Origin of the sequence: Stratiformator vulcanicus (assembly GCF_007744515.1) — a bacterium.
Lineage (GTDB): Bacteria > Planctomycetota > Planctomycetia > Planctomycetales > Planctomycetaceae > Stratiformator > Stratiformator vulcanicus.
Genome location: NZ_CP036268.1, coordinates 1,563,903 through 1,589,701 on the forward strand (window position 1 = coordinate 1,563,903; position 25,799 = coordinate 1,589,701).

At 55.4% G+C, this 25,799-nt stretch carries 24 protein-coding genes and 1 pseudogene; 18 read left to right on the forward strand and 7 right to left on the reverse strand.

Annotated elements, in window-relative coordinates; translation table 11 throughout:
* Nucleotides 1–13: 13 nt before the first annotated feature.
* The 5 genes from Pan189_RS21645 (at nt 14) to Pan189_RS05985 (ending at nt 5,140) form a co-directional block, all read left to right on the forward strand.
* Nucleotides 14–289, forward strand: a complete 276-nt coding sequence (locus Pan189_RS21645) for a DUF3302 domain-containing protein (protein WP_145363039.1) — start codon at nt 14–16, stop codon at nt 287–289.
* Nucleotides 286–1,674 (forward strand): HlyD family secretion protein, encoded by a 1,389-nt coding sequence (locus Pan189_RS05970; protein WP_145363040.1) that lies wholly within the window; start codon nt 286–288, stop codon nt 1,672–1,674. Before Pan189_RS21645 ends, Pan189_RS05970 begins: the two co-directional genes overlap by 4 nt.
* A complete protein-coding gene (locus Pan189_RS05975; RefSeq protein ID WP_145363041.1) occupies nt 1,647–2,534 on the forward strand; it encodes a tyrosine-protein phosphatase in 888 nt (295 codons plus the stop codon). The genes Pan189_RS05970 and Pan189_RS05975 overlap by 28 nt, the downstream gene beginning before the upstream one ends.
* Before the next feature lie 1,013 nt (nt 2,535–3,547).
* Nucleotides 3,548–4,600, forward strand: coding sequence for an ABC transporter substrate-binding protein (locus Pan189_RS05980; RefSeq protein WP_310821337.1), 1,053 nt, complete (start codon nt 3,548–3,550; stop codon nt 4,598–4,600).
* Nucleotides 4,601–4,831: 231 nt separating this feature from the next.
* On the forward strand, nt 4,832–5,140 hold the full coding sequence (locus tag Pan189_RS05985) for a hypothetical protein (RefSeq protein WP_145363043.1): 309 nt from the start codon (nt 4,832–4,834) through the stop codon (nt 5,138–5,140).
* Here the strand turns inward: Pan189_RS05985 and Pan189_RS05990 are convergent.
* A pseudogene (locus Pan189_RS05990) lies at nt 5,134–5,457 on the reverse strand (IS3 family transposase); the annotation flags it as partial. The gene Pan189_RS05985 and the pseudogene Pan189_RS05990 sit on opposite strands and share 7 nt — an antisense overlap.
* Before the next feature lie 848 nt (nt 5,458–6,305).
* On the opposite strand from Pan189_RS05990, the gene Pan189_RS05995 reads away from it, so the two are divergent.
* The 5 genes from Pan189_RS05995 (at nt 6,306) to Pan189_RS06015 (ending at nt 12,880) form a co-directional block, all read left to right on the forward strand.
* The gene (locus Pan189_RS05995; RefSeq protein WP_145366105.1) at nt 6,306–7,331 is read left to right on the forward strand and encodes a DUF1559 domain-containing protein; all 1,026 of its coding nucleotides are present in this window, start codon (nt 6,306–6,308) and stop codon (nt 7,329–7,331) included.
* Nucleotides 7,332–7,425: 94 nt separating this feature from the next.
* Nucleotides 7,426–8,436, forward strand: coding sequence for a DUF1559 domain-containing protein (locus Pan189_RS06000; RefSeq protein WP_145363045.1), 1,011 nt, complete (start codon nt 7,426–7,428; stop codon nt 8,434–8,436).
* 62 nt (nt 8,437–8,498) lie between these two features.
* Nucleotides 8,499–10,730, forward strand: a complete 2,232-nt coding sequence (locus tag Pan189_RS06005; protein WP_145363046.1) for a DUF1549 domain-containing protein — start codon at nt 8,499–8,501, stop codon at nt 10,728–10,730.
* A gap of 77 nt (nt 10,731–10,807) precedes the next feature.
* Nucleotides 10,808–12,133: a DUF1501 domain-containing protein gene (locus Pan189_RS06010; RefSeq protein ID WP_145363047.1), complete on the forward strand. Its 1,326-nt coding sequence runs from the start codon at nt 10,808–10,810 to the stop codon at nt 12,131–12,133.
* 48 nt (nt 12,134–12,181) lie between these two features.
* Nucleotides 12,182–12,880, forward strand: a complete 699-nt coding sequence (locus tag Pan189_RS06015) for a GntR family transcriptional regulator (RefSeq protein ID WP_145363048.1) — start codon at nt 12,182–12,184, stop codon at nt 12,878–12,880.
* A gap of 706 nt (nt 12,881–13,586) precedes the next feature.
* On the opposite strand, the gene Pan189_RS06020 is transcribed toward Pan189_RS06015, so the two are convergent.
* The 6 genes from Pan189_RS06020 to Pan189_RS06040 all read right to left on the reverse strand — a co-directional run bounded on the left by Pan189_RS06020 (nt 13,587) and on the right by Pan189_RS06040 (nt 16,624).
* The gene (locus Pan189_RS06020; RefSeq protein ID WP_145363049.1) at nt 13,587–13,772 is read right to left on the reverse strand and encodes a hypothetical protein; all 186 of its coding nucleotides are present in this window, start codon (nt 13,770–13,772) and stop codon (nt 13,587–13,589) included.
* 90 nt (nt 13,773–13,862) lie between these two features.
* A complete protein-coding gene (locus Pan189_RS21260; protein ID WP_310820942.1) occupies nt 13,863–14,000 on the reverse strand; it encodes a hypothetical protein in 138 nt (45 codons plus the stop codon).
* Nucleotides 14,001–14,035: 35 nt separating this feature from the next.
* Entirely contained in the window at nt 14,036–14,695 is a 660-nt protein-coding gene (locus Pan189_RS06025) for a HesA/MoeB/ThiF family protein (RefSeq protein ID WP_145363050.1), read from the reverse strand.
* Entirely contained in the window at nt 14,640–15,152 is a 513-nt protein-coding gene (locus Pan189_RS06030) for a hypothetical protein (protein ID WP_145363051.1), read from the reverse strand. The genes Pan189_RS06025 and Pan189_RS06030 overlap by 56 nt, the downstream gene beginning before the upstream one ends.
* Before the next feature lie 158 nt (nt 15,153–15,310).
* Nucleotides 15,311–16,315, reverse strand: a complete 1,005-nt coding sequence (locus Pan189_RS06035) for a hypothetical protein (protein WP_145363052.1) — start codon at nt 16,313–16,315, stop codon at nt 15,311–15,313.
* A gap of 78 nt (nt 16,316–16,393) precedes the next feature.
* Nucleotides 16,394–16,624, reverse strand: a complete 231-nt coding sequence (locus tag Pan189_RS06040) for a molybdopterin converting factor (protein ID WP_145363053.1) — start codon at nt 16,622–16,624, stop codon at nt 16,394–16,396.
* A 1,289-nt stretch (nt 16,625–17,913) separates the two neighbouring features.
* Here Pan189_RS06040 and Pan189_RS06050 point away from each other — a divergent pair.
* The 8 genes from Pan189_RS06050 to Pan189_RS06085 all read left to right on the forward strand — a co-directional run bounded on the left by Pan189_RS06050 (nt 17,914) and on the right by Pan189_RS06085 (nt 24,772).
* Nucleotides 17,914–18,549, forward strand: coding sequence for a hypothetical protein (locus tag Pan189_RS06050; protein WP_145363054.1), 636 nt, complete (start codon nt 17,914–17,916; stop codon nt 18,547–18,549).
* 91 nt (nt 18,550–18,640) lie between these two features.
* Nucleotides 18,641–19,174: an RNA polymerase sigma factor gene (locus tag Pan189_RS06055; RefSeq protein WP_145363055.1), complete on the forward strand. Its 534-nt coding sequence runs from the start codon at nt 18,641–18,643 to the stop codon at nt 19,172–19,174.
* Nucleotides 19,171–20,148 (forward strand): hypothetical protein, encoded by a 978-nt coding sequence (locus tag Pan189_RS06060; protein ID WP_145363056.1) that lies wholly within the window; start codon nt 19,171–19,173, stop codon nt 20,146–20,148. The genes Pan189_RS06055 and Pan189_RS06060 overlap by 4 nt, the downstream gene beginning before the upstream one ends.
* Before the next feature lie 248 nt (nt 20,149–20,396).
* Complete coding sequence (locus Pan189_RS06065) at nt 20,397–20,975, forward strand: hypothetical protein (protein ID WP_145363057.1); 579 nt, start codon at nt 20,397–20,399, stop codon at nt 20,973–20,975.
* Nucleotides 20,976–21,051: 76 nt separating this feature from the next.
* A complete protein-coding gene (locus tag Pan189_RS06070) occupies nt 21,052–21,519 on the forward strand; it encodes a hypothetical protein (protein ID WP_145363058.1) in 468 nt (155 codons plus the stop codon).
* 192 nt (nt 21,520–21,711) lie between these two features.
* Complete coding sequence (locus tag Pan189_RS06075; RefSeq protein ID WP_310821157.1) at nt 21,712–22,755, forward strand: efflux RND transporter periplasmic adaptor subunit; 1,044 nt, start codon at nt 21,712–21,714, stop codon at nt 22,753–22,755.
* A 20-nt stretch (nt 22,756–22,775) separates the two neighbouring features.
* Entirely contained in the window at nt 22,776–23,561 is a 786-nt protein-coding gene (locus tag Pan189_RS06080) for an ABC transporter ATP-binding protein (protein WP_145363060.1), read from the forward strand.
* Entirely contained in the window at nt 23,561–24,772 is a 1,212-nt protein-coding gene (locus Pan189_RS06085; protein ID WP_145363061.1) for an ABC transporter permease, read from the forward strand. The genes Pan189_RS06080 and Pan189_RS06085 overlap by 1 nt, the downstream gene beginning before the upstream one ends.
* Nucleotides 24,773–25,799: the final 1,027 nt, after the last annotated feature.

Consider the following 25,799-nt stretch of genomic DNA (forward strand, 5'->3'; position numbering starts at 1 on the left):
GAGGACCTCTCCAATGGGCTTGCTGGACCTCTTCGCTTTGCTAATTCTCGCCGTTCTAGGGGCTTCCCTGGTTGGACTGTGGGCCTTGCTGGGAATCTTGCCTGGAATGATTGCCAGGAAGCGTAGGCACCCGCAGGCCGATGCAATTTCCGTTTGCGGATGGTGGGGAGCAGCCACCCTCGGCGTGCTATCACCGCTTGCCTACGTCTGGGCTTATACCAACTCCGACTGGCGGGATAGCGAAAGGGGCGTACCTCAAGGTAATGGGAATGGGGTCGACGACCAATGATTGTCTTCCTCACATTGTGTTACATCGCTGTACTTGCGTTGCTCGTCCGAATACGCGTCATCCCCCTCAATCTGTGGTGGAAGCTATCACCAGCTGTATGGATGTTTGTGATGCTAATCGTGCTCTTTCTGCCAATGCAGTGGGGAGCCCCGTCAGGCCCGGTCAATGTCTACAAGACCGTTGTTGAGGTCGTTCCGAACGTATCGGGAGAGGTCATCGAGGTCCCAGCACGTGGCCTGGAATCCCTTGAGCAGGGTGCCGTCCTGTTCCGAATTGACCCCGAGCCTTATCAGGCCAGGGCCGATGAATTGCAGGCACAACTTGCCGAGACAAAGCAGAATGTTGACCGATTAAGGGCCAGCTCTGACGCGGCCGCCGCGACTGTGAAGAATACGCTGGCGGAAATCGAGGTTGCTAAGGCGGATGAGGCAGCGTCAATAGCTGCGGTCGAAGCGGCAAAAGCAGCTCTCGAAGAAGCGAAAGGGAACAAGCAGAAAGCAGAAGCGGTAGTCTCTGACCTCGGCGTTCAAGTTGCGGCCGCCCAAAGGGAGTACGACCGCGTCCTCTCCCTCGTGCCCTCTGGTGCGATCACCGAGTCCGAGCGTGACCGTACCGAGATTCAGATAACCTCTCTGAAGAGTCAGCTGAACACGGCGAGGGTCGACGTGCGAGTCGCGGACGATGTCATCGCACGAGCCGGTGCTGACGTGACCGCTGCAAACGCCGTAGCTGCTTCCTCCGGGTTGCGTGTCAAACAATTGTTCGAAGCAGACCTTGTTCGCGTAAGGGCAGAAGCTCGTGAAGCCGACTTGTTGGCAAACTCAATGATTGGCGATGAACACACCAGCGTGGTCAGGGTCCGGTCGCAACTTGCAAAGGCCCAATTTGACCTTGAGCAAACAACCGTACGGGCTCCTAGCGACGGTTACGTTGTCGGGATGAGCCTGAGACCAGGGCAGCGGGTCGCTGCGTTTCCTGTGCGAACATGGATGAGTTTCGTGCCAGTGGACGACGTGACGGTTGCCGTTGGGATTCCACAATACACCGTCCGAAACGTGAAGCCTGGTCAGAAGGTAGAAGTCGTATTCAAGCTCTATCCAGGAAGGGTCTTCTCTGCAACGGTCGAAAAACTCATGCGCATCAACGAACAAGGCCAGCTTCAACCCAGTGGAAACGTCGCGACGACCCCGGGAGTCGACCAATCCACTGTCCCATTTGGAGTACGATTGCGTCTCGACGAGAACGATGACATTGACGTTGCGTCGCTTCCAGGAGGAGCTGTCGGGACAGCTTCAATTTACACCGACCAGGCTCGTGCAACTCACATCATTCGGAGGGTAATGCTCCGGATGGAAACATGGATGAACTACATCATTCCCTGGTAATTGCTATGACCGCCTATCGCATCCTTATCACAGCTTGCCTTGTAGCCGCGTCGCTCAGCATGTGCTACGCCGAAAGTACTCGGCAGGTGCCGCTTACGGGCCAATGCAACTTCCGAGATATCGGTGGCTACGAGACAGACGACGGCCGACAGGTCAGAGAAGGTTTCGTCTTTCGCAGTGGAGAGTTGCCACGACTGACCGACGAAGACTTAGCCGTTCTAAAGCGGCTCCGCATCAAGACTGTCGTGAACTTCTTGACAGACGTTGAGACCAGATCCCGTGGCAAGGACCGGCTCCCGCAAGGTGCTCGTGAAGTCTCCTTTCCGATCGAATCGGACGAGGGCCTTGTGGCAGCCGTCGTAGAGGCCCGTAGAACAGCAGATTTCTCCGTAATGCCGCCCAGTATTAATCCGAAAATCCACCGCGAATTGATCAGCGAAGCCCGAGAACAGTACGCGTCATTGTTCAGGGAAATCGCTCAGTCGCGAGAGCCACTCGTGTTTCACTGTTCTCATGGCGTCCACCGCACGGGCACGGCGACCGCAGTTCTCTTGTGGGGATTGGGGGTACCCTGGGACACGGTGCGGGAAGACTATCTACTGTCGAACAAATTCCGCGAAGCCGAGGTCAAGAAACGCTTGTCACAACTTAGGAAGTTGGCGGCCGAGAACCAGGACATATCACCAGACAACGTGGACATGACAAACATCGAGGCCTTCTACATCCTCAAGGGCGTATACATCGATGCTAGTCGCGACGAGATACTCAAGCACTTTGGTTCCATCGAAGGCTACCTGTCACGGGGGCTTGGTCTGACGGCCACCGAAATCAACTTGCTGCGTGAGAAAATGCTCCAGTGAAGAATTTCAAGAACAAAATGTAAGTGTGTCATCCGGCCGCAGTTTTTTGCCGGCGATGTTTCTGGAAGGCCGCAGCAGCCTTGTCATTCGGCATCTCCATACTCCCTACCGGAGCACTTGCCGAGGAAGACAACTCGCAGCCTGACGTGTTGCCTACAACCGTCGCCGGATGCCCGTAAAAACTTGTGACAGCGACTCAAGACGGCCGCGTCAGAATTGATGCATGTCATTCAGAATTCATGACGTCAAAGCTTGATGAAATATGTCAAGATGCGCTTCCCGGCCCTCAGACTCGCGACGTGACAGAGATTAATTATTCGTCTATGTCTTGGCCTATTACAACGATGGGTTTCGTGGCTCCCTGCCACGCCCATTTTCGTCCTAAACGGACTTCGCGGGTGCCGAAAGGCACGAGCTGTCGTTCGAGATCCTCCCGGTGTATTCTAGACGGATCAGTCAGCGGAACGGTTTCGAACAACATCCTGGCGCTTCGCGCCCGGCCGCTTTCTCGGCCGGGCCACCCGCGACTCCTGGAGTTGATCAGTCGACTGTTCCATTCGGAGTGCGATTGAGCCTCGATGAGAACGATGATATCGATGTTACGACACTCCCGGGAGGAGCTGTTGGAACAGCTTCTGTATACACCGAGAACGCTCGGGCGACGCACATTATTCGGCGGGTGATGTTGCGAATGGAGACGTGGATGAATTACATCATGCCCTGGTAATTAATTGTGACGCTTTCTCTCATACCTTAATCAGCTTGCTTTACATTGGCATTTTTTGGTGTGTCCAACGCCGAGGACACTCGCTATGAAATACTCAAGCAATACGGCTCCACTGAAGGCTATCTGACGCAGCGGCTTAGACTGTACGCCGACGAAATCACAAACTCCGTGAGGGTCTGCTCCAATGAGAATGCTAAATTTTCAACGCATCGATTTGTCCACGAGTGACGCTTTTCCCCGACGAAGTTTCCTGAAATCTTCAGCGGCTTCGACCCTCGGCTTGGCCATGCTTCATGGAGCCGCAAATGCCCAAGAAGCCAACTCGAAGTCTGAAAAGTTGCCTCTAACAGTAGCGGGGTACCCTTACGAACGGGTCACAGCGATTCAAGACGGTCGCGTAGAAATCGACAATCGTCAGGTAGAGTTCGAGACGGCGAAAATTGGGGAAATGAATCAGCACGTTTTTTCGGGGCCTCAAACACGTGACGTGACCGAGGTTGGCCTCATCCCCTATTTGCTAGCGTTCTGCAATGACGGGTTTCGCGACTATTTGCCGCTGCCGATCTTCGTGCTGAAGGTGTTCCGGCACAAAAGCATCTTTGTGCATGCCGATCGAGGAATCAACAAGCCTGAAGATTTGCGCGGCCGGAAGGTCGCCACGGTTGGCTATTCGTCCTCTGGCCTGACTTGGGTACGAGGCATCCTGCAAGATGAGTACGGAGTTTCACCTGAGGACATCAAGTGGGTCTTGACGGAAAAAGACTCCGCTGCAGGGCAGACTGGAGGCGCTTCCAAGTGGGAAAAATTGTTGCCTGCAAGCCTTGCAGTCGAAAAGGCTCCCGCCGGAAAGGATGAGTCCGACCTGCTATTAGAAGGGGCCGTTGACGCCATCTTCCATCCGGCAGAGCCAAGGGCCTACGTTAAGCGTCACCCGAAAGTCAGGAGACTCTTCGGAGACTGTCGTGCAGTTGAGCAGCGTTACTTCAAGAAGACCGGGATTTATCCCATCATGCACCTGGTCGCTATTCGACGTGAATTGGCAGAGCAGCAGCCTTGGTTGCCGAAAGCTATATTCAATGCCTACTGTAAGTCGAAACAACTCGACTATGAGGAATCAAGGAGAATTCGCTGGGCCTACAGCTCTCTCCCGTGGTACGGGCAAGAGTTCAACGAGACAGTCGAGTTCATGGGCCCCAACTTCTACTCGTACGGAATACCTAAGAACCGGAAGGCCCTCGAAACAGTGTTCCGCTACCTGCATAAACAGGGCCTTGCGGAACGCGAACTTAAGATTGAAGAAGTCTTCCTTGAATCGACGATCGGGCTCGAAGATTCCTGAAACTGGCTGACGCTAAGGACAACTGACTAGGAATAGGAATTGTTGATTAGTGTCGTTCCGCAGTACATGTAGCGTCTCACGGCGGCGTTTCTGAGAAGTTTGCAGGCATTATGCGTTCGATAGCCGCAACGGTAAGAGCGGAACCGCTCTAGAAGCGGTTTTGCTCTCACGCAGGCTCAGCTGCATACCTGTCAAGTGTTGCGGACTTATCTGAAGACGACTTGCCGGGGAGTGATTCAGTTTCTGGAAGTATCGGAGGCGTTGCGTGAGCATGCCCCGCGGGTGGCCCGGCCGATTCTCGGCCGGGTGAGGGGGGCAGGTCATGATGACGATCGGAAGCTCGGCGTACATGTCACCTTCACCGGAGACGATGCCGCCCCTTGGGAGTATTCGATCGAGGGCAGCTTTGCCAAGATTCACTCCGGCCCGCAGAAGCCGATCCTCGACCTCAACGAACTGTGCGATTGGCATCAAGATGTTCGAGAAATCGGCGAAAGTGATCTTGCGCCGCATGAGGTGATTGGAAAGCGCAAGTCGTAGCTCCAGACATGATCTTTAAATTCCGGCCTTAATCGAATACACGAGCCGTCGTTCAGCCACAGTCGCCGGCGTTTCGGCTGCTTCTGCGGCACTTTCAGGCCTTCTCGTCGCCACAGCCGTTCGATACGCTTGTGGTTCACATTCCATCCGCGACGCCTTAAAAGCACTGTGACCCGACGATAGCCGTAACGGCCGTACTGGGTCGCCATCTCCACCAAGTCCCGGACCGAACGAGACTCGTCGTCCGATAAATTGGGCGAGCGCCGCTGCGTTGACCGCCGGGGTCCGATAACGTGGCAGGCACGGCACTCGTCGACCGTCTCTCTCCGAATACCTCGTAAACGTGAGTCACCGCATGCCACCGTTTCAACCGGGCGTTCTCACTCTCCAGAAACGGATTTCGCCGTCTCGCAATCAATCCGCGAGCGGGACGAAGCGCCGATCCCATCAATGGTGCTCACCCGTGCGGTGGTTTCGGTGTGACGGCGGGCCTAGCCGACAAACTCGCTCCAAGAAACCAACCCCTCCGCTTCGTGTGGATACGCGGAGATGTGCTTAGCCGCCAATCGCCAAGATTTGAACGCAACGAGCGGCGTCGGTTCGAGGGACGAGTCAATCCTGGCCTTTACTGTGGTCGTTCTAATGCGGAGGAAATTCGCCAACCACTTCGGCCATTTCAGTCAGACACACCCAGATCAATTCGTGTCGAAGCATCGTGCCTGACCTCATTCGTTGGAAACAATGCGGCTTAAGGGCTGCACGAACCCGAAAACCCGACTCGGCCCGATTCGGCGGTGCACGACGTAAGAAAATTCAGTCGATCGAAGTGTATTGCTTCCGCAAATGGCACACAGATTGAAATGGCGAACCCTTGATGCAGCAATCGAGCGTGGTGGCCGGCACGTCGAAATTGCCACTCTGCATGGATACGACCAAAGCCAGTGCTTGATTCGATTTGCGAGCGCACAATTTTAATCAGAATTCGTGATTCTGCCCCGAATTCCATGGACACTTGCGTCCGAAGTCGTTAGCGTCAGTATTGTGTACAATTCGAGAATCTAGATATGTAAATCGTTCCGCCCCCTTTCAATCAGGCCGTTCAGTACGTGGGCGATGTCGGATTCTGTTGTTGATCAAGGCTTCATTTCTTGACCGAGAGGTAGTCATGCCCCGTAATTCCCGCGGCTTCACACTGATCGAGTTACTCGTAGTGATCGCGATCATCGCGATTTTGATTGCCCTGCTCCTGCCGGCGGTGCAGCAAGCCCGGGAGAGCGCCCGGCGGAGCCAGTGCCAGAATAATCTCAAGCAGTTCGGACTCGCACTGCATAACCACCATGACGCTTTTGGCCGTATGCCGGCTGGGGCAAACGGGGATAACTGGTCGTGGGGCGTTTTTCTGCTTCCATATTTGGATCAGGCGCAACTGTACGACAATCTTGATCCGCACAGCAATACGGTCGCGGCGGCCTTGGGGAACTCAACGAATCTCGACAATGCTCGAACGAAATTGCCGGTCTTCAGGTGCCCGTCTGACATCGGTCCGAATATTAACGACCAGCAAACTGTCGGCGGCAACAACTATAATGTCGCAACATCAAATTATCTCGGCAGTCACGATACCCACTTCTACAGTCGCGACGTTTACTTCAATAAGGAATCAGGCGGCGGTGGCCGACCGGCGGGGTCTGTGGGTGCCTTCGGGGTCGCGAGAGGCGGGCACGAAGGCTTCACATTTGAAGAAATTCTTGATGGCACGAGTAACACGATCACGATCGGCGAGAAGGCGTGGCAGATCGGCGACGACGTGACCGGGGGTGGTGCTACCGTCGCGGTCAGGGACGGTGACGGAAACATTGACGACTGGGCCGGCAACGGCCTCGCTCTGGCTATCGGGCGTTGGGGCATTAACGCGACACGCCAAAACGCAACCGACACCGACGAAGTGCAGCAGTCGTTTTCAAGCCGGCACGCTGGGGGGGCTCACTTCGTGTTTGCCGACGGATCGGTGCATTTCCTAAGTGAGAATATCGATCACGGATATGAGCAATTAATTGGCAACGGAAAAGGCAGTTCTCCAGCCGGGCAATTTAATAAGCAGGAGCTTTCGTTCGATCACGTAAAGAGATCGAATGGCGTCTGGGAGCGACTGATCCACATTCGGGATAGAAAACCAGTTGGGCAGTTTTAGCTGCAGGGGTGATGAAGTATCGCCTTATTTTTTACTCGGCCGCATTGCATGCAATTCATCTCGGAACGTCACATTCGTGAATAGGAACAAGCTCATGAGTCCTCGTCGCTCGGCCTTTACACTTATCGAACTCTTAGTCGTGATCGCCATTATTGCGATCCTGATTGCCCTCCTTCTGCCGGCAGTGCAGCAGGCAAGAGAGGCGGCCCGCCGCAGTAGTTGCCGAAATCATCTCAAGCAAGTCGGGCTTGCGATGCACAATTATCACGAGATTCACCGTTGCTTTCCATCGGGCTGGATTGAAGAGGAGCCTCGCAATCAGCAGGGTTGCAACTGGGGCTGGGGGGCCCTGATTCTGCCACTGTTGGAACAGGACGCTCGATATAACGAAATGTATGTCGGCCGTCTTTCGGCTAAGCAGTCATACATTCAGGCACTCGATCCGGATGGCGATGGCGTCACCAGTCGCACGTTAATGAAGCGGCCGATTGACGTTCTGCGATGCCCCTCGGACCGAGAGCCAAAGTCACAGAAAAAAGCGATATTCACAAAAGCGTCGATCGGCACGGGCTCTAGCGGAAACTCTTTTGAGGAGATGGCAAAAGGTAACTACGTTGCCGTTAATAGTAGCAATCGCCCTCAGTTTCTCGAGGGAGCGCCCGGCGATGGCGGAAACGATCGGGCCAACGGTGCCTTTATCATGGATGGGAAAATTCGAGTGCGAGACGTGACCGATGGGGCAACCAACACAATTTTCGTCGGGGAACGCATTGTGTACATTATCGACGCCTCAGGCTCGTCGACCAACTGCCTTGGCGTTAATGCCTTCGTGGCCAATGCGGGAACGGGCCAGAGCAGCTTTCACAGTACATACAGCCAGACATCCGTCCTCGCCGGTGGAGAAGCATTTATTAACGGAACCGCCGATTGCGATCGGGGATTCAGCAGTAATCATGCGGGCGGTGCAAATTTCTTGCTGGGCGACGGTTCCGTCAGATTTCTCAGTGAAAACATCGATCATAATCCATCGACCGACGATGTTGTTGACAGCGTGTTCGAGTCACTTCTGGGGAAAGACGATGGGAACCCCATTGGCAAGTTCTAGGCCGTGTGAATTCTGCGGCAATCTATTTTGTCGAGTCTTAAACGATCGCGGAGCTACTTCAGATGAGATTTCTAATCCTTTGCATTGCCGGAATCAGTGCAGCCTTTGCAAGCAATGCTACGATGGCTCATGCCGCCGTTAGTTTTGAGCAGGATGTTCTCCCAATCCTCAAAGAGCGTTGCTTTCAGTGTCATACGACACGCAGCAGCCGACCAAAGGGGGGACTCGCGCTCGACAGCCTCGATGCCGTCATGTCTCACCAGCAGGAGAGTTCGATTATCGCTCCGGGCAAGCCGAACGAGAGCTACCTCTATGAGCGAATTAGTACCGTCGATGACGAGTACACGCGAATGCCGCCGGTCGACTCGGGGCCGTCGCTGACCTCAGAGCAGATCGATATCATCCGCAAGTGGATTGCATCCGGAGCCAGTGTGGGGAATTGGAAGCAGTTTGAATGGGAGGCGCAGCAGCCTTTCGAACATCAGCCGAGAAATTCCGTTAATCTTCAGCAAGCTGCAGCGACGATTGATCGGCTGGTTGAGAAAAAACTGGACGAGGCTAATCAGGAACCGAATTCTAATATCGACGACGAAACGTTCCTGCGGCGTATTTTCCTCGACTCCATCGGTCGAATCCCGACCTATCAAGAAGCACAAGTATTTTTGCAGGACCCCGCTTCTGATAAGCGGGATAAGCTGATCACCCGCTTGTTGAACAGCGAGGGGTACGTCAGTGACCAATTCAATCACTGGGCTGATGCGCTGCGTGTGCAAAGTAATCCTCATAAGGCGAATGGAGCTCCTTTTATCCATTGGATTAAAGAATCGATCCGTGAGAACAAGCCGTACGACAAGTTTGTTTACGACATGCTGACGGCTCAAGGGACTATGTGGGGAGACGACAACGGCGCGACCGGTTACTGGTTTCGTGACTCAGGCAACTTTACCGCCAACTATGAGGCAACCACCGCCCTGTTCTTGGGCACGGATATGAGTTGTGCTCAATGTCACGACCATCCCTACGACTATTGGAGCCGCAAGCAGTATTTCCAGATGAAAGCGTATTTCGATGGCAATCGCATCGGCAGCTATTATCTGGGAGACGTCTTTAAGAAGGGAATGGATGACAAGATCGGAAAATCTTATAGCGAGCACCGCCATATGCTACGCAAAAAGAGATTAGGCAATAAGCACCCGGAAAAAGAACGCAGCAATACGGCCTACCAGCTAAAGTCAGGCGTGCAGCGGAATCTGTGGCATTGGGTCGGTCGCGGAGGCTATCGCTATCCCGAAGACTACGATTACGACGACGCAAAACCGAAGGGTCCGATGGAGCCCGCCGTATTATTTGGAGAATCGCCTGAGCGGTCCGGAATCTCGAATGATCCCGTGACTGCCGCGAAATGGATCACTTCGCCGAAAAATCACCGATTCGTCCAGTCAATTGCGAATCGCATGTGGATGAAGGTGTTCGGGGCACCGGTTACCGGAGAACTGACTGATGTGATCGACATCGCGGAGAGCGACAACCCGGCATTGGCCCGCTATTTGATGGAGCTGATGGTCGACCTAAATTTCGATCTAAAAAAATTCCAACAGATATTATATAATACGAAGACTTATCAGCGTGGCGTATCTGTCGATCATAATGCGGGCGAGCCATTTTTTTTCGCCGGTCCGGTTCTAAGACGCTGCTCCGCAGAGCAGCTTTGGGATTCTTTAATGACGTTGGCGACGCGTGATCTCGACTCTAGAATAGATCGATCACCGCCCGACTTCCAATGGTTCAAGCGGACTGCGGCGGTCGAGAGCGTCGACGAGTTTTGGGCGATCGTCGATGAAAAGATTGCGAAGGCTCCACGAAGTCTTAATTGGCGTATCCTCGTCAGGAACATCAAGAAAAACGGCGGCTTTGATCCTGACAAACTAATCCGCGCCAGCGAGTTGCACCAGCCTGCTTGGGATGGTCATTTCTTGATGGAATTTGGGCAAAGCGACCGCACATTGATAGACAATGCCTGGTCTAACCCCACGACACCGCAGTCTTTGGCCCTTCTGAACGGGCCATTGCTTGATGAAATAGTCCGCGAGGGCGGCTTAATATTTGAAACAGTCAAAACGCTACGAAACCCGGAAGAACGAACGCGAGCCGTGTTCCTGAGTGTCCTGACCAGAAAGCCGACCGAAGAAGAACTTCGATTCGTGCTCGATGAAATTAGCCGAGACGAAGGAATGCGCTACGACAAACTGGTCTGGGCTCTGCTGAATACGCGCGAGTTTATGTTCATCAAGTAGGCTGCGGCCCTAATCTAATTTCCGTGCTCGTAAGACTAAAGAAAACTTGCCGATCTCTGGTATCAAGGATAATATCTATGAATAGCGACTTGATGAAATTAAGTGCGTTCTCGCGTCGTTGTTTTGTGGAACGTGCCGCGAAGTCATTTCTCGGTGTCAGTCTCGGCTCACTGGCTGGCCGCGCATTAGCCGCGGGCGGAGCCAACCTGCCTGACTATCCGAAAGGAAAAGGCAAGGCAAAAAGCATTATCTATTTGTTTATGGACGGGGGGATGAGCCACCTCGACACGCTCGATCCGAAACCCGAGAAAAAAGACGTGCAGGGGCCTATTGGAGCCATCCAGACGAAGATTCCGGGCGTTCAGTTCGGCAGCGTTCTACCAAAGCTCGCACAGCGGGCTGACAAGTTCGCCGTTGTTCGTAGCCTCCATCACACGATGGGCAACCATGAGATCGGCAAATATAAGGTCTGGACCGGGTACGAACAGCAGACCGGCATCACTCACCCGGCAATGGGCGCATGGGTTGCCAAACAGGCGGAGCGGCTTAATCCAAATTTGCCCAGTTACGTGAAGATGGGTGGGCTCGCCGGGCATCCCGCGAACGGCTTCTTCGAGGTGAAGCACGCTCCGTTGCCGATCACCAGCCCGACCGAGGGCATTCAGAATGTGAAGCTCCGCGGCGAGATGACCATGGACGAATTCCGACGTGACCTGTCTCTCGCCCAGAGAATCGACCGAAACTTTCTGGCCCGCTTCGACAGTAAGCAAGTTCGAGCTTATGGCGACCTCTATAAAGATGCGATCGCAATGATGACTAGTAAAGACCTCGGCGCATTCGACATCGGAAAAGAGCCGAAAGAGGTGCAACAGCGATACGGCGACGACGACTTCGGCAAAGGTTGTCTGCTAGCCCGGCGCCTTGTCGAGCACGGTGTGCGTTTCGTCGAGGTATCGCTCGGCGGCTGGGATACACACACCGATAACCATAAGGGCGTGGCCGATCGGGCAAAAACTCTCGACGGAGTCCTATCCGCACTGCTGGACGACCTAGCGGCGAAGGGACTGATCGACTCGACCCTCGTCGTACTTACAACGGAATTCGGTCGTTCGCCGAAGATCGATGAGTATGCCGGTCGGAATCACTTCCCAATCGCCTATAGCAGCATTTTGGCAGGCGGTGGAGTTCAAGGCGGGCAGGTCCACGGCAAGACAAGTGCCGACGGTAGCTATGTCGTTGATGGCATGATCCGGCCTTGGGAACTCAATTCAACCATCGCTTATGCGTTGGGATTGGATATATACAATATGGAAATGCCGTTTCCCGGCGGACAGCTCTTCAGTATCGCTGGCAAAGACACTCAGATCGATAAAGCGCAGCCTCTGACGAATCTGTTTTCTTAATGTTTCACCGAGCTGTCAACGAGCTGTTGAATTAACGAGGAAGTTTTTGTGATTAAGAAGTCAACACTCGGCGATCAGGTTTTCCAGCAGCTCGCGTCCGAAATCGTCTCCGGCCGGTTTGAGTCCGGCGAAGCCCTGCGCGAGATCGAGTTAGCTTCTCGATTAAATGTCAGTCGGACGCCGGTACGCGAAGCGATCAGGCAGCTCGCGTCAACGGGACTCGTCGAGTTTCGAGTTAACAAGGGTGCCGTAGTCCGTGAAATTGAGCCTGAGCAAGTTCGTCAAATTTATCACGTGCGTGAAGCGCTCGAATGCCTTGCCGTCAAGCTCGCTTGTCGGAACCTGAAGACTCAGGACTTTGAGTACCTCGACGAGTTGGTTTCTCAAGTGCGAGGTAGCGAAGGCGAGGATCGCAGAGAACTCTGCAACGAACTTGACCTTAAACTTCACCGAATGATTGCTCTGCGATCACGAAATCCGATCCTGTCCGACGAGATCGATCGTTTCAACGATCTCATGGCACTTCTGCGAGCTTGGACCGCCGAGAGTGAAGAAGTACTGCTCATCACGCTGGCCGAACATCTCGAAATTATTGAAGCACTGCGTGCTCTTGATGAGGAGCGGTCCCTTGCTGCAATGAGCCTTCATCTCCGGAAATCGGCTGATCGCAACGCCGGCTACATCCGCGAACGTGCCGTGGCGACAAACGTGAAGAACCATGTGTGCCAAAATACCGAACCGCAGTGAACTGATTCCTTGGTATGCGGATGTGCAGTATCCTACGCTCGAACGAGCGACTGATTAATTAGTCAAGCGTCAACTCCGCCGAGCGCATTTCCAATTGAGTTGCCAGTCGATCGAGTCAATGCTACCAGAATCGGTCCAATAACCCTCTGAGAATACTCAACAGGCAGCCGAGTTGCCAGAAGCCTGCGGAGAGGTGAGCGCGATATTCCCAACGCATCCCCAATCGACGAAACTGGTATCGCAGCCGATGGTGCGTTCGACTTTCCAGCGGCTGCGATAATGCTCCGTGCTGTTTGTCACGACATTCTGACACTTTCTGTCCGACGTTTCGGAAGTAGGGAGATAGAGAGCGATGACATTGACCTTCCGCGCGTCCTAACGCGCGGCCCCATTGAAGCCGGAACTTCTAATAGCTAAAAAAATCTCACGCACCCCGGATCTGCGGTGGCAGTTGACCTTGATGTGCAGTGGCCGGACTCCCGGCCACTGCACACCAAGAATGAACCCGGTCGTCTTAATCAAGCCGGAAAGTTATTTCTGCCGTCTCCGCCCGTGTCTGCGGCCGACGTTATAACCTTTCCGGCTGCCGGTACGTTTCCCCGCGCGGTACAGCCAGTAGCCGATACCGCCGATTAAGGCGATGTAGAACAGTTCTTCCATAGATTCTCCGTTTGGTTTCGTGTGGAGCTTCCGCGCCATCACGGAACTAAGGGTTTCGATTGACGCTCGGCTGCGAGAACAGCGACGTGTTCCGCCGAAGTTCGACATCATCCCAGTCGATGTAGGGGCCGCTTTCGTCCCCTTCATCCGGTCCGAAGCCGCGATGCTTGATTGTGCGGACGGTCTCACCGGTGGCTCGGGCGACGGCCCGGTTCAGGTCATTCGTGGTCATAGCTGAAAGCCTTTCAGGAATTAAAGAAGGCCGCCCCATTCGGGAGCGGCCTTCGGTATCGGTCAGGATTAATCGGCTAAGCCACGCGGCTCAGCCGAACATGTTCTTAAGCACCCAGTAGGCCAGCACAAGGGCAAGCATCGCGAGCACGAACTCGATCACCTCTCCCATGTCGCGAAAGCCCAGAATGCCGACTTGAACCAGCACGTTCACCGCGAGGGCGAACATCAGCATCCGCTCGAAGATCTGGTTATCTCCTTTTGTTAATTTGAGGGGTGGCCGATGGTGAGTTCCGCGGCCGTTAAGTTCAGCGTCTGCTCCGGCTCCGTCGGGATGCCCCGTAGCCAGCGAACGTATTGATGCAGCATTAAGCCCGCAGCGATGTGGGCGGTGTAGATCACGCCGCGGGACGTGCAGCTGCCGGCTTGAGCCTCGTCTTGGGTGAATAGCGTCGCTTCGTACCGCGGGTGATCGTCATGCGACGACACAGCGAGCACGCGGATCACTTCCGCCAGCATTCGACCGTCACACCAGAAGCGGCAGCGGTCCTTAATGGCCTTCCAGATCGCCGACCGGGCCGAGATCGAGTCGACGCAGCAGAACACCGCTCGATGAACTTCATGGCGAGTGCGAAAGCGGTCGGCGATTCTCTGCACTTCGATCGAGGGGTCGATCTCACGGATCGCGTCCTGCACGGCATCGACCTTTAATCGGCCGACATCCTGCTGTCGGTACCCCTGCGTTGAGACGTTCGTCTCATCGACCGTGTCGAAGTCGATTAATTGCAGGGTCGGCACGCCGAGCGACGCCGCCTGAAGGGCAACCTGCCGGCCGATCGCTCCGACGCCGATCACCGTCACCGGCGATTCAATAAGTCTCTCCTCGGGCACCAGCCCGCTCTGCCGCATTAAACGGCTCCTCATCCTCCCACCTCCAGTCCCAGTCGAAGTTCTGTTCGTCGAAGAATTCATCCCGGTCGACGAGGTCCGGGCCGCAGACCGTCTGCGGCTCAAGCACCGTGAGATTGGCATCCAGTTCGGCCTGCCACGACTTGTGATCCGTGGCTTCGAACGGATGCTCGAAGGTCACATCGGCACCGAGGTCGAGCGAGAAGCCCGGCTCGTGGCCGAAGCGAAGCCGGCCGTAGCAGCGTTCGTTCTCGGCGAGGATGAACATCACCGCCCAGTCAGCGCGGCCGAAGCAGCGGTCGAACGTCTGCTCATCCACGCCGCTCGGTGTCGGTGAACGACCCGGATGCGTGTGAATCCAGACCCGTGCGAACTCGGCCGGGCTGCGACCGAGTTCGACCTGGGCATCGAAGAAGTCGGCCACGCCAACATCCTCCATCGACGTGAAGGCCGTCTCGCCCGTCTGCGGCACGAGGACGATGTCCTCGACGCAGAGCGGGTCGTCAGCGGGCGTGATCCCGAAGCCACTGACCTCGACATCAACGGCTTCTCTTAAGAACAGCAGCTTTGCCCAGGCGTAAGGCGTGAATCTTAAAGCGGCCGCGGAGAGATCAATCGGAGCATCCCGTCTTATACCGGCACCTCCTCTCGAACCAGTACCGAGTCGGAAGCTTCAGCCGACTCAGCAGCATTCGCTTCCGCTTCCTCGGCCGCCTGCTCGGCGAGCTCTTCTTCGAGAGCCCTCCGGCAGTCCTTGCAGTAGCCCTCGCCGTCCTCCGCACAGCCGCGACAAAGACGTTCCCCACATTCGCCATCGCAGGAGGTCACACACGCCGCACAGTAAATGCCGTCGCAGTCGACGCAGCGTTCCCGGCAGCCATCACAGATCGTCGTGGAGCAGCCTTCGCAGCCCCACGCGTCCTCTTCATCGATGCCGCTGCCGCAGTCGCCACAGCTGCATTCGGGACGGTCCCAGTCTTCAACCGAGACGTAGGGACTCGCCGAGTTATAGGTCGCAAGCACGCTGCCCACGATCTGGAAGAAGTCGGCCAGACGTCCTTCGGCAATCGCCTTCGCGATCGCCAACCGGGCGTCTCCTTCGCAGAGCGCCCCGTTCTGAACGTGCGGGTGATAGCAGTCGCTGTCACACGCCGCCGGATGCGGATCGAGAGCCTCGACAATGTAAGGCTGCGAACGGGCCAGCGACTTCCAACAGAACTTAACCCGGAACGGACCGAGATAGAGGCCTTCCAGTTCGACCGGTTCCGTCGTGACCGAGATGATGCATGAGCCGAAATCGATCTCGACTTCCGGGAAGTCGTGTTCGAGAGCCTTCAAGTCAAGGGCGATCTCGTACGGCGACATTAATCGCTGTCCCGCGAACTCCTCGTTGAGCTGCCGTCGCTGATCGTCAAGGACGTCGATCAGATTAATCAGTCGGCCTCGAAACTGCCGCCTGAGGCGGAGTGCCGCGAGCGGGTGCTTCAGCAATCGGGCTCGGTTACTTAATCGCAGCGAGTCACGGCACTCATCCCACATCCGCTCCGGCAATTCGACCGGGGCGTGCGCCTCGTGCCGCTGCCGGAGCCGTTCGTGCATCTTGAGAGCCGCTCGGGCGGCCTCTCTGGTCTCCATAGTTGGTCTCCTTAATGAAAGCAGCCGGGCCAACGGCATGCGTCGACCCGGCTGCGGTGGTTGGTGAAAGTGAGGGCGTCACGCCGCGTGAACAGCTCCTTCAATCTTGGTCGGCGTAATCGAGACGCGATCGCCCTCGGTCAGTTCCTGCTCCGACGAAGCTGGGAGCCGGTTGACGCGAATGAGATAGTCCTTCGGCGAGCCGAACTGGATGTGCCTGGCGAACAGCTGCGAGGTCGTGGTGCCATCAGCCACTTCGACCCAGTCCGCGAATCCGCCACCGTCGTTGTTAATCAGCATGATCTTCATAGGTTCGTTCCCTGGTTTAGAAATTGATGATGTTGTCAGTCAGCGCATGAAAAGAGCCGGCACACAGGCCAGCTCTGAGTTGGAAGACTTCGTACGGACCGATGGAGGACCGCGAGCCGCAGTTTCAGCGCAGCAGTTCATATCTTTTTCTCCTGTGATGGGATGAGGTTTCGGTCTCGGAGTCTGACTCTCACGACCTCAGATACGTGTAGACGGTGCAAGGATGACACCCGAAAATCGCCGCGATTTCTTCGGCCGATTTACCGTCCGCTTTAAGCGTTTTGGCTCTCTTGCGTCGTTCGTCAGCCGCCCCCTTTCTTCTCTTATGAAAGTCGATTGTGATTTCACGAATCACGTCTGAGTCGGGAGAACTTCGCCGCGCGAATTCCGGCAATACAATCTTGAGGGTTCCTCGAAGGAAGCCAGTCTTTCGATCACCAATGAGCTTCAGCCGGATCGGCTCGGCGAAGATCTGCCGGAACGCGACGTAGGCGGCTGTCGTCAGTCCTTCCCCCTCGATCGACGCATTGGAATGGTGATTAGCCGAGACAGGAGCGCGGAGTCTCTCGGGGCAGAAATCGAAGCAAACACCTTTGGCCCGAAAACACTGTAGCTCTCAGGCTCGTAACCGTCTCCGTCACTACAGCGGTCGACCAATGATCCGCTACGCGATGACCCCGACAGAAAGATCGTAATACGCTCGTCAGCCGAAATTCTTTCTATTTTGGAAAGGAATTCGGCTTGGTCGAATAGCAGCGTGCAACTGTCACGATCAAGTCGACGAAATAGTGCAGGGTTGGAACTGGCGCCAGGATGATGGCCGCGAAAGCAGCGTTTCTTCAGCCACGTAAGCATCTTGGTTTTTCCCGAGCCTCGTTCTCCAGCAAGCCGAATGTAGGGTACGGTATCAAAAAGAGGGGTGAGATACGTGAAAATCTCGAACGCTACTCGGCTAGCATCTTGTCGCTCCGCGACGTGGCCGACAACACATCCTCCGGGCCGTCCGCGTGGCATGCTCACGGTACGTGAGCATGGGTGTCGAGTCCGCACGCACCGGAGACCGGAACGCTGCATGGACGCGTCTCCCTCCATGGCCACGTTCCGTGGCCATGCCACCCGCCGCCGTAGAATATCTCGTGAGTGAGGGGCATGGGATGAATCTCCATCAAGTTTGTTGTCCCCATTGGGCTGACTACTGGCAACTGATTACATTGCTTGACGAACTTCTCAGAAACCTGTGTCAACCGACCAGTTCAGGTCGTGTCCTCATCAATGGAGTCTTGGCTCGGATGACAACTCGAACCATCCTACTGTCAGTTGGGCTAATCTCTTGTTGCCCACTTTACTCCGACGCAGACGAGCAAGAGCCGCGACTTGGATTCGAGATCATTCACATCAAGTCACCGAATTCCTTCATCGTGTGGGCTACGATGGAGATCACCGAAGACGAATTCAAAGCACTGGAGATTCCGCTCGGCTGGATCAAGAATCAGCCTCGCGAGCCGGACGCAGATCGTGGCAGTTTTCGAAATTCGCCGGGGCAGACTCCGGGGACTTTCATCGACAAGGAATTGTTCGGATTTCATTGGCGACACGTTGCCACGATCACACAAATCGGGCGACGAATCGACCCGGATGGACTCCTCCAGGGTGCCGTTGTCACAAAGAGTCACGTCATGCGATTTGACTCGGGCAGAAGAATGACTTTCCTTTCTGGTCCGTCAGGGCTGCTTTACCTCCGAGTTTCCCGCGATGCCAATCGGACTGATGAAGATCCGACGCTTCCGGACGGATGGAAATTGCTGACACAGACGGCCGAAGTGCCCATAGAGTTCGCCCTCCCCGCGAGAACGCTTGTTATTCGAGCCGACAACCAAGACTCTTTCCAGGGCCCGGTCGAACCGAAAGTCATTCCTGATAAATGACTTATGAATCACCGATGGATATTCTACGGACTTCGTGTCTCCTCTTTCGCTCCGCCGGACAACGTTATTGGGGAAACGCGAATGGGGAACGATGGACGCGAAATCACTGTTCGAAATTTTGATCCGCGATCACACCGATATGTTGGTTGCATACATCCGTGCGGGGGTGCGTGATCAGCATGCTGTTGATGATCTCTTCCAGGAAACTGTCTTGACGGCTTGGAGGAGATTGGACGACTACGATCACGGCAGACCATTTGGACCATGGTTGAGAGGTATCGCCGGTAAGAATATTCTCGTTTACTATCGGAAGAATACGCGGCAAGCATCGCCGATCAACGACGACGTGTTGGAATGGCTCGATAATCGTTTTGCAGCCATCCAGTCGCTCAAAGGTGATACGCTTCATGAAAAGCTTGCGCCTCTTCGGGAATGCCTCGATGCGTTACCTGAGCCGTATCAGCGGCCAATTATGATGCGCTATACGGATGAGCTTTCACTGGCGGAGATTTCATCTTCGCTCGATGTAGCCAAGGAGACACTGAAGAAACGGCTGCTGCGAGGCAAGGCCCGCTTGGCGGAATGCCTTGAACGCAAGTTGAAACTGGCGGAGGCGTTGACATGAGCAAACCGGATCGAACCGATAACTCGGAACGGAATGATGCGTTTGTAGAATCTCTCTTGCTGAGCGCAACTCAGACCGAGGATCATGAGGATCGTATCAGGCGGGTGATGGCGTCTATTGAAGTAGCGACGAAGACTCGTTCGGCAGGACGCAACCTTCATTCGACACGTCGGCTCCTGCGGTGGAGTTCATTGGCTGCGACCGCAGCCATCCTCCTACTCGTGCTTACCGTCTTCCAAAACGGTTCTCCGAACGTTGCCGTGGCTGCCGTTGAGCGTTCGTTAGCCGTTGCGGTCGAGCGAATTACGCGGAGCTATTCCGTTCGCGTCGAGTACCAATTGGCGGGCGGAGCTTCACTGGTCAAGACCAACAGCCTTTATGTTCAAGGCCCAGATCGATTCGTACTCAGGCATCCGACCGCTGTGAACGGGACGGAAATGAATGTCTGGCTCGGACGTAACGAAGACGAGTCTTGGGTGCTCCCGCCAATCGGGCCGGTCCTGAAAGGCGATGGCCAGATGGTGCACCAATGGATTGACAGGCGCAATGATATCGCAACCTCATACCTGCATGTGGCGACGATTCTTGAGCGGATGGGTTCGCGAGGGTTTTCTCTTGAGTCGTTGCCCGACGAAAGCTTAACGAGAATCGACGGGCAGGTTGAGCATTGTCAGTTCATCCGAGCCACGCGTGAGAGTAACACGGATCTTGATCTGCCTGCGGAAATCGAGCTGTGGGCGAGTCGAGAAACGGGAATGGCGATGCGCCTCATCGCCCATTGGCAGGTGCGCGAAGGCGAGACAGGTAGAGTCCTTGTCGAACTCTCTTTCCTGAGGGACGAGCCGCACCTTGCCAATAGCTGGTTCGCAGCGGAAGCACACTATGAAGGCGAACGGCCCGTAATGAATCTTCAATCGTTGGAGGATTCTTCGCTTCCGGGGCCCGCCCCGCGAACTGTTCTGGACTTGCATTAGAACCCATGGATTTGACGTCTCTGCTGCCGCCAGCCAATACCTAATGGCGTTCGCGCGTAGTGGATCGCGTCTCTCTATCACTTGTCCCCTCAAAGCCTGCATCCGATTCGGTTGCAGGCTTTTTTCGCGATCATTGGTAATTACCGCAAATGCTTGTCCCCATCGGAAGGCCGAAAAACAATAACTTGTGAACACCGCCGGTGCTCGTCACGAGTCTATTCGAAAAAACTCTCGAGGAAGTCCGCGATATGAATCTCACACCGAACCATAATGGTGTGCGGCAGAACTGTGTACGCCGTCTGACACAGGTCGCTTGGCTCACTCTGCTCCTTCCGTTGCTCGTCCTATCGACGATCAATAGGGCCAAAGCTGACGATGAGCCATTGACACTCACCGGGCGATGGCAGCGACAGGCAAATGAGGAGGAAGACGCGAAGCGGGCCGAAGCGATCAAGGAGGCCGTTCGAAATGTTCCTCGCCCATTTCAGTCCCAGGCTGCGCAGAAACTACAAAAGGCGACCTCCCCGTCGCCGGTGCTCAATATTGATGACCAGAGGACGCAAATAACTCTCACCTTTAACGAGGAGAGTGTCACACTGCCGACCGATGGCACGACGAAGACCCTCTCCGGCAAGGCGGGGCGTGGCTCCATTACTGCTCGGCGAAAAGATGGGCGATTGCAGGTCAGTATGCAAGGTCAGTCCGGAAGCCGAACGACCGAATACTTGCTATCGAGAGATGGGCAGTATCTCGCGACCGATATCACGATGAGCGTGCAAGCACTGAAGACGCCCATCCGCTACAGAGTGATCTATCGTCGGCAATAAGTCACAGGATGCCCTGACCCTTTGACCTCGGTCTTACATAATCCGTTACCTGAAGAAGTGAAGAGGAAATAATGCGATGAATGGAATCTCAGCATTCTCACGAAGCGGTTCGTCCGTTCGGCCACATTTGAATCAGGTTGCCTTACCAGTTAAGGAGCAGACCACAAATCTAACGCAGAGTAGTCAATTGTCCGAAACGATATCTGGTCGCCTCGATTCACGACTCTCGCAGTTGGGGCTTGATCAGCAAACGACGGCAGCCTTGAAGAACGATCTGGCAGACGCGTTAAAAACACACTTTGGGAAAGGAACAACATCTGATCCCAAGACCATGGCCGCCACCGTGAAAGACATTCTGGGCACTTACGGGATTTCTCCGAAGCAGGTGGCAGGGGCAGCGTCCGGCAGCAGCAGTCTTTCCCCATCGTTCGCGTCATTTTCGACGCTTCTCGATGAGTTAGGAAATCAGTACGACGATCGTAATTCGTCAAATGCAAGTGAGGAAATCTTATCAATCTTCGAAACCGTTGATGTCTATGCATGAAGAATTAGGCGAGGACCTATGAGCGACACAGACCGCAGCCCGGAAGAAGATGTATTGAGGACGTTGAGAAAGGCTCGTCGTTGGCATGGTTCGACGCGTCTGTACCTGTTATTGCTGATTGTTGGGATATGCTTTGTCAGCCTTCAAGCCGTAGCACGCTGGCATGCGTCCGCGCCCTTGCAGTACCGGACCGTGACAGTCTCGCGCGGGGACCTCGAAATCACCGTTAATGCGACGGGCACACTTGAACCGGTCAACTCCGTTGACATTGGCTGTGAGATTTCTGGATCGATCGAAGAGGTGCATGTCGACTTTAATGAGCGGGTGGAAGCGGGCGATGTGCTGATCACTCTCGACACGGACGAGTTGGAGGCCCAAGTTGCGCGCTCCCGCGCGTCTCTCGCCGTTTCCCAGGCGGACTTGCGTCAGGCGGAAGCGACGCTGCTGGAATCGAAACAAACTCTCGCACGAATTCAACACCTCAGGGAACGGAAGACCCTTACCCAGCAAGACCTGGACACAGCCATCGCAAACGTCGCACGGGCGGAGGCTTCGTTGGCCGGAGCGGACAGTCAAATCATGGTCGCCCGGGCCACGCTGGACGGCGACTTGACGAAGCTCCGAAAGTCGCGTGTGCACTCTCCCATCGACGGAATGGTACTGACACGTGCCGTAGAACCCGGGCAGACCATTGCCGCGACGTTTCAGACCCCGATTTTATTGACGTTGGCGGAAGATCTAAGCCAAATGAAGTTGCTGGTCGACATTGACGAAGCTGACGTGGGGACTGTACGGGAAGGGCAAAAGGCCACATTCGCGATCGACGCTTATCCCGGGGAGAACTTTCCCGCAAGAATCACTTCCTTGCGGTATGCTCCGAAACGGACCCAAGATGTCGTGACGTATGAAGCGGTTCTAGAGGTCGACAACAGTTCGCTGAAGCTGCGACCCGGGATGACGGCGGTTGCGGATATTGTGACCGCCCGAGCGGAGAGCGCGTTACTTGTCCCCAACGCGGCGTTGAGGTTCACACCCGAATCAGACACGGAGTTCGAATGGGTGACTCTCGGCAACACGCGTGACGCCGCCGACGGGCAGGCGGTTTGGATCTTACGAGACAATAAGCCCTACCGGATAAAGGTCGAAACCGGACGTTCCGACGGTCGCCGGACCGAGATCATTTCGGGTGAGTTGAGCCCGGGGACTGCAATCATTGTCGATACTATTGGTTCTTAAGACCTGCTGGGAAAGTTCCGATGAAACGAACACAGCATGAAACTCCGCTGATCGAGTTTCACGACGTTTTTAAGATATACGGGGAAGACGATTCGGAAGTCCGTGCGCTGAATGGAGTCGATCTGAGGATCGAAAAGGGCGAGTTTGTCGCCGTCATGGGACCCAGTGGATCGGGAAAGTCGACATGCATGAACATTCTGGGCTGCCTCGATGCTCCTACAGCAGGCGAGTATTTCTTCCGCGGAGTGGACGTTGGCGCAATCACACGTGATCAGCGGGCCTTGCTGAGATGTCACTATCTCGGATTCGTGTTCCAGGGTTTCAATCTCCTGAAGCGAACCAGTGCGATGGAAAACGTCGAATTGCCGCTCATTTATCGTGGCCTTGGTTCTGCGGAACGAAGGAGGCGAGCAATGAACGCGCTGCATATCGTTGGACTGGACGGACGGGAGACTCACACTCCCGCCGAACTTTCGGGTGGACAACAGCAGCGTGTGGCCATTGCACGCGCCTTGGTCGCTGAACCGACCGTGATATTGGCCGATGAGCCAACCGGAAATCTCGACTCGGAACGCAGTGTCGAGATCATGAATTTGCTCGTTGACCTCAATACTCGGCAAGGCATCACTGTTGTGCTCGTAACCCACGAGACCGAGATGGCCGCTTATGCCAGACGGTGCGTCACGTTCCTTGATGGCAACATTCTATCGGATGAATCACGCGACGCCGCTGCGAAGCCCTCGGTCCGCGAGAGATCCGCAAGCGTCGCTCGGCCATGGGGTCTGAAGACCGGGGTAAGTGCCTGATGTTGTGGACCACACTATTGCTATCCCTCCGCGAGATTCGACGAAACGTCCTGCGCTCAAGTCTGACTATCCTTGGGATCGTCATTGGCGTCTGGGCATTAATCACGATGGTCACCTTGGGCAGTGGGGCAACCGAGCGAGTCAAGAGCGATATCGCGGTGCTCGGATACAATCTGGTCGTCGTATTGCCTGGTGTGGAACGTCGCACCGGCGGCGGTATTATGCCGGGAGCAGAGCCATTTGAAATAGAAGATGTCACAGCGATTAAGGAAGAAGTATCGTCTGTGGCAGCAGCGGCGCCGTGGTCAAGCCATCCCATTCTGGCAGTAAACGGAAATCGCAACTGGCAGACCGTTGCCCAAGGCTCAGATAATGATTTCATGAAATCCCGCAGTTGGAGAGTTCAATATGGTCGAGAATTCGCGGAGGCGGAACTTCGCGGTGGCAAGGCGGTCTGTATATTGGGAGAGACGGTCCGACAGGAACTTTTCGGTCGCACGAATCCCGTCGGCGAGAAACTTCGATTGGGAAAACTCACATATGAAATCGTCGGCGTCTTCGAGTCGAAGGGTCAGTCGTTTTCAGGGCAGGATCAGGACGACTTCATATTGCTGCCCTTGAAAACGCTGCAGCGCCGAATCTCGGGCAATCGAAACATCGCCGTAATTTTCGTGTCCGCCGAAACGGAGGATATGGCCGAGAGAGTGAAAGCCGACGTCGGGCAGTTGATGCGCGAGCGGCGTCGCATCGCTCCCGGCGCTCAAGACGACTTTTCGGTGCAGGATTTGAAAGAGATATCCACGCTGATCGAAGAGACAACCGGTGTCCTGACCGCGTTCGTCGGCGCGATTGCTGCGGTCAGTTTATTAGTCGGAGGCATCGGAATTATGAACACAATGCTTGTGACTGTGATCGAACGCACCCGAGAGATTGGAACGCGACTGGCTATCGGGGCACTGGAGCGTGAGGTCCTAATGCAGTTCCTCGTCGAGGCGATGGTGCTTAGTGCGGTGGGAGGACTCGTCGGCATCATTCTTGGGTTAGTCACAGCAGCTGTGTCCGCTCACTTGTTGAGTATCCCGTTGGCGATTAATTCTGCGGTTGTCCTGGGAGCCTTTGCATTTTCGGCTCTGGTCGGCATAGTATTCGGCTCATATCCGGCAATGCAGGCAGCCCGACTGAATCCTATTGATGCCCTACGTCATGAGTAATTGTTAATTGTGCCATTTTGACGGTGGGTGGCGGGGTTGTCTTCAAGACAGCCCCGGTCATGTGACGACCGACGCCCAACGTCCGGGGCTGTTGCCGTCGCAACAACCCCGCCACCAGCCGCCGGTGGTGTGCCAGAAAGCGTTCTATGACAAGCTTTCGACTCCGGGGATAAGCCTTGACCCACTGGCCTCCCAATCTCGGTCCGTGATCGCGGCCTACCCTTAGCTTCTTCACGCCGTCCGGATTCCGGAGAGTGATATCCAACCAGCGGGCGTTCTCCCGCTGCCGTCTAATCCGTTCTCGCATGTAGCTTGAAGGCCCGCCCATGACTCGGACGGTGGCTGTCTGAGAATGCGATTTCAATCCCTATTCGGTCGCTGGCGACAATCGAGCCATGGAAGCAAACCGGTGTCCCTCTCAGCCCCACATAGGGCCGCTCTGAGGGCCATCCGAAAGCCGGGGTGGGGTTTGTTTGCCCATTCAGTAGCAGCAGACGCAGAGAGCGTCTGCGAGGCCAAGGGGCGTCCGTAAAAGTCCGATGCTCGTTGTGCCATAGGCGGCTCCGATGCCGTTCCGTAATTCCAACCGGTGGCATTTGCGACGAGAGCTTCAGTAGGACTCCGGAGTGCGGTTCTACGGGCAGGCTCGATTCGGTGGCTAGAGCGTGGTCCTTTAATGGCACATGCCCGTAGCGGCGAATCTGAGGCCCACAATCGGCCCGTTTGAGTCTCGATCCCCGCTTGTGCCATTGGTGGCCGAACCATGTCGGCAGAGCCGTGTCAGTCCGCTTGTGGAGCGGTTGCGGCCACGATCGCAGATATTCCGTCACGTGTGCCTTGCGGCAATTGGGGCCAAACCTCGATAATCTCCATCAACTGCGGCTCGATTTCGAAGATATTCTGACAGTCGCTGCAACCATCGCTGCAACCAGATTCTTCCGAGTCGCAAAAACACTGCCGGAGAGGTGGCAGAGTGGCCGATTGCACCGGTCTTGAAAACCGGCGTACCGCAAGGTACCGGGGGTTC

Bases quoted from the DNA above. Each gene is read 5' to 3' on its own strand.
- Pan189_RS21645 (WP_145363039.1), top strand. From the start codon at position 14: ATGGGCTTGCTGGACCTCTTCGCTTTGCTAATTCTCGCCGTTCTAGGG.
- Pan189_RS05970 (WP_145363040.1), top strand. From the start codon at position 286: ATGATTGTCTTCCTCACATTGTGTTACATCGCTGTACTTGCGTTGCTC.
- Pan189_RS05975 (WP_145363041.1), top strand. From the start codon at position 1,647: ATGGATGAACTACATCATTCCCTGGTAATTGCTATGACCGCCTATCGC.
- Pan189_RS05980 (WP_310821337.1), top strand. From the start codon at position 3,548: ATGCTTCATGGAGCCGCAAATGCCCAAGAAGCCAACTCGAAGTCTGAA.
- Pan189_RS05995 (WP_145366105.1), top strand. From the start codon at position 6,306: ATGCCCCGTAATTCCCGCGGCTTCACACTGATCGAGTTACTCGTAGTG.
- Pan189_RS06000 (WP_145363045.1), top strand. From the start codon at position 7,426: ATGAGTCCTCGTCGCTCGGCCTTTACACTTATCGAACTCTTAGTCGTG.
- Pan189_RS06005 (WP_145363046.1), top strand. From the start codon at position 8,499: ATGAGATTTCTAATCCTTTGCATTGCCGGAATCAGTGCAGCCTTTGCA.
- Pan189_RS06010 (WP_145363047.1), top strand. From the start codon at position 10,808: ATGAATAGCGACTTGATGAAATTAAGTGCGTTCTCGCGTCGTTGTTTT.
- Pan189_RS06020 (WP_145363049.1), bottom strand. From the start codon at position 13,772: ATGACCACGAATGACCTGAACCGGGCCGTCGCCCGAGCCACCGGTGAG.
- Pan189_RS21260 (WP_310820942.1), bottom strand. From the start codon at position 14,000: ATGTTCGCCCTCGCGGTGAACGTGCTGGTTCAAGTCGGCATTCTGGGC.
- Pan189_RS06025 (WP_145363050.1), bottom strand. From the start codon at position 14,695: ATGAGGAGCCGTTTAATGCGGCAGAGCGGGCTGGTGCCCGAGGAGAGA.
- Pan189_RS06035 (WP_145363052.1), bottom strand. From the start codon at position 16,315: ATGGAGACCAGAGAGGCCGCCCGAGCGGCTCTCAAGATGCACGAACGG.
- Pan189_RS06040 (WP_145363053.1), bottom strand. From the start codon at position 16,624: ATGAAGATCATGCTGATTAACAACGACGGTGGCGGATTCGCGGACTGG.
- Pan189_RS06050 (WP_145363054.1), top strand. From the start codon at position 17,914: ATGACAACTCGAACCATCCTACTGTCAGTTGGGCTAATCTCTTGTTGC.
- Pan189_RS06055 (WP_145363055.1), top strand. From the start codon at position 18,641: ATGGACGCGAAATCACTGTTCGAAATTTTGATCCGCGATCACACCGAT.
- Pan189_RS06060 (WP_145363056.1), top strand. From the start codon at position 19,171: ATGAGCAAACCGGATCGAACCGATAACTCGGAACGGAATGATGCGTTT.
- Pan189_RS06065 (WP_145363057.1), top strand. From the start codon at position 20,397: ATGAATCTCACACCGAACCATAATGGTGTGCGGCAGAACTGTGTACGC.
- Pan189_RS06070 (WP_145363058.1), top strand. From the start codon at position 21,052: ATGAATGGAATCTCAGCATTCTCACGAAGCGGTTCGTCCGTTCGGCCA.
- Pan189_RS06080 (WP_145363060.1), top strand. From the start codon at position 22,776: ATGAAACGAACACAGCATGAAACTCCGCTGATCGAGTTTCACGACGTT.
- Pan189_RS06085 (WP_145363061.1), top strand. From the start codon at position 23,561: ATGTTGTGGACCACACTATTGCTATCCCTCCGCGAGATTCGACGAAAC.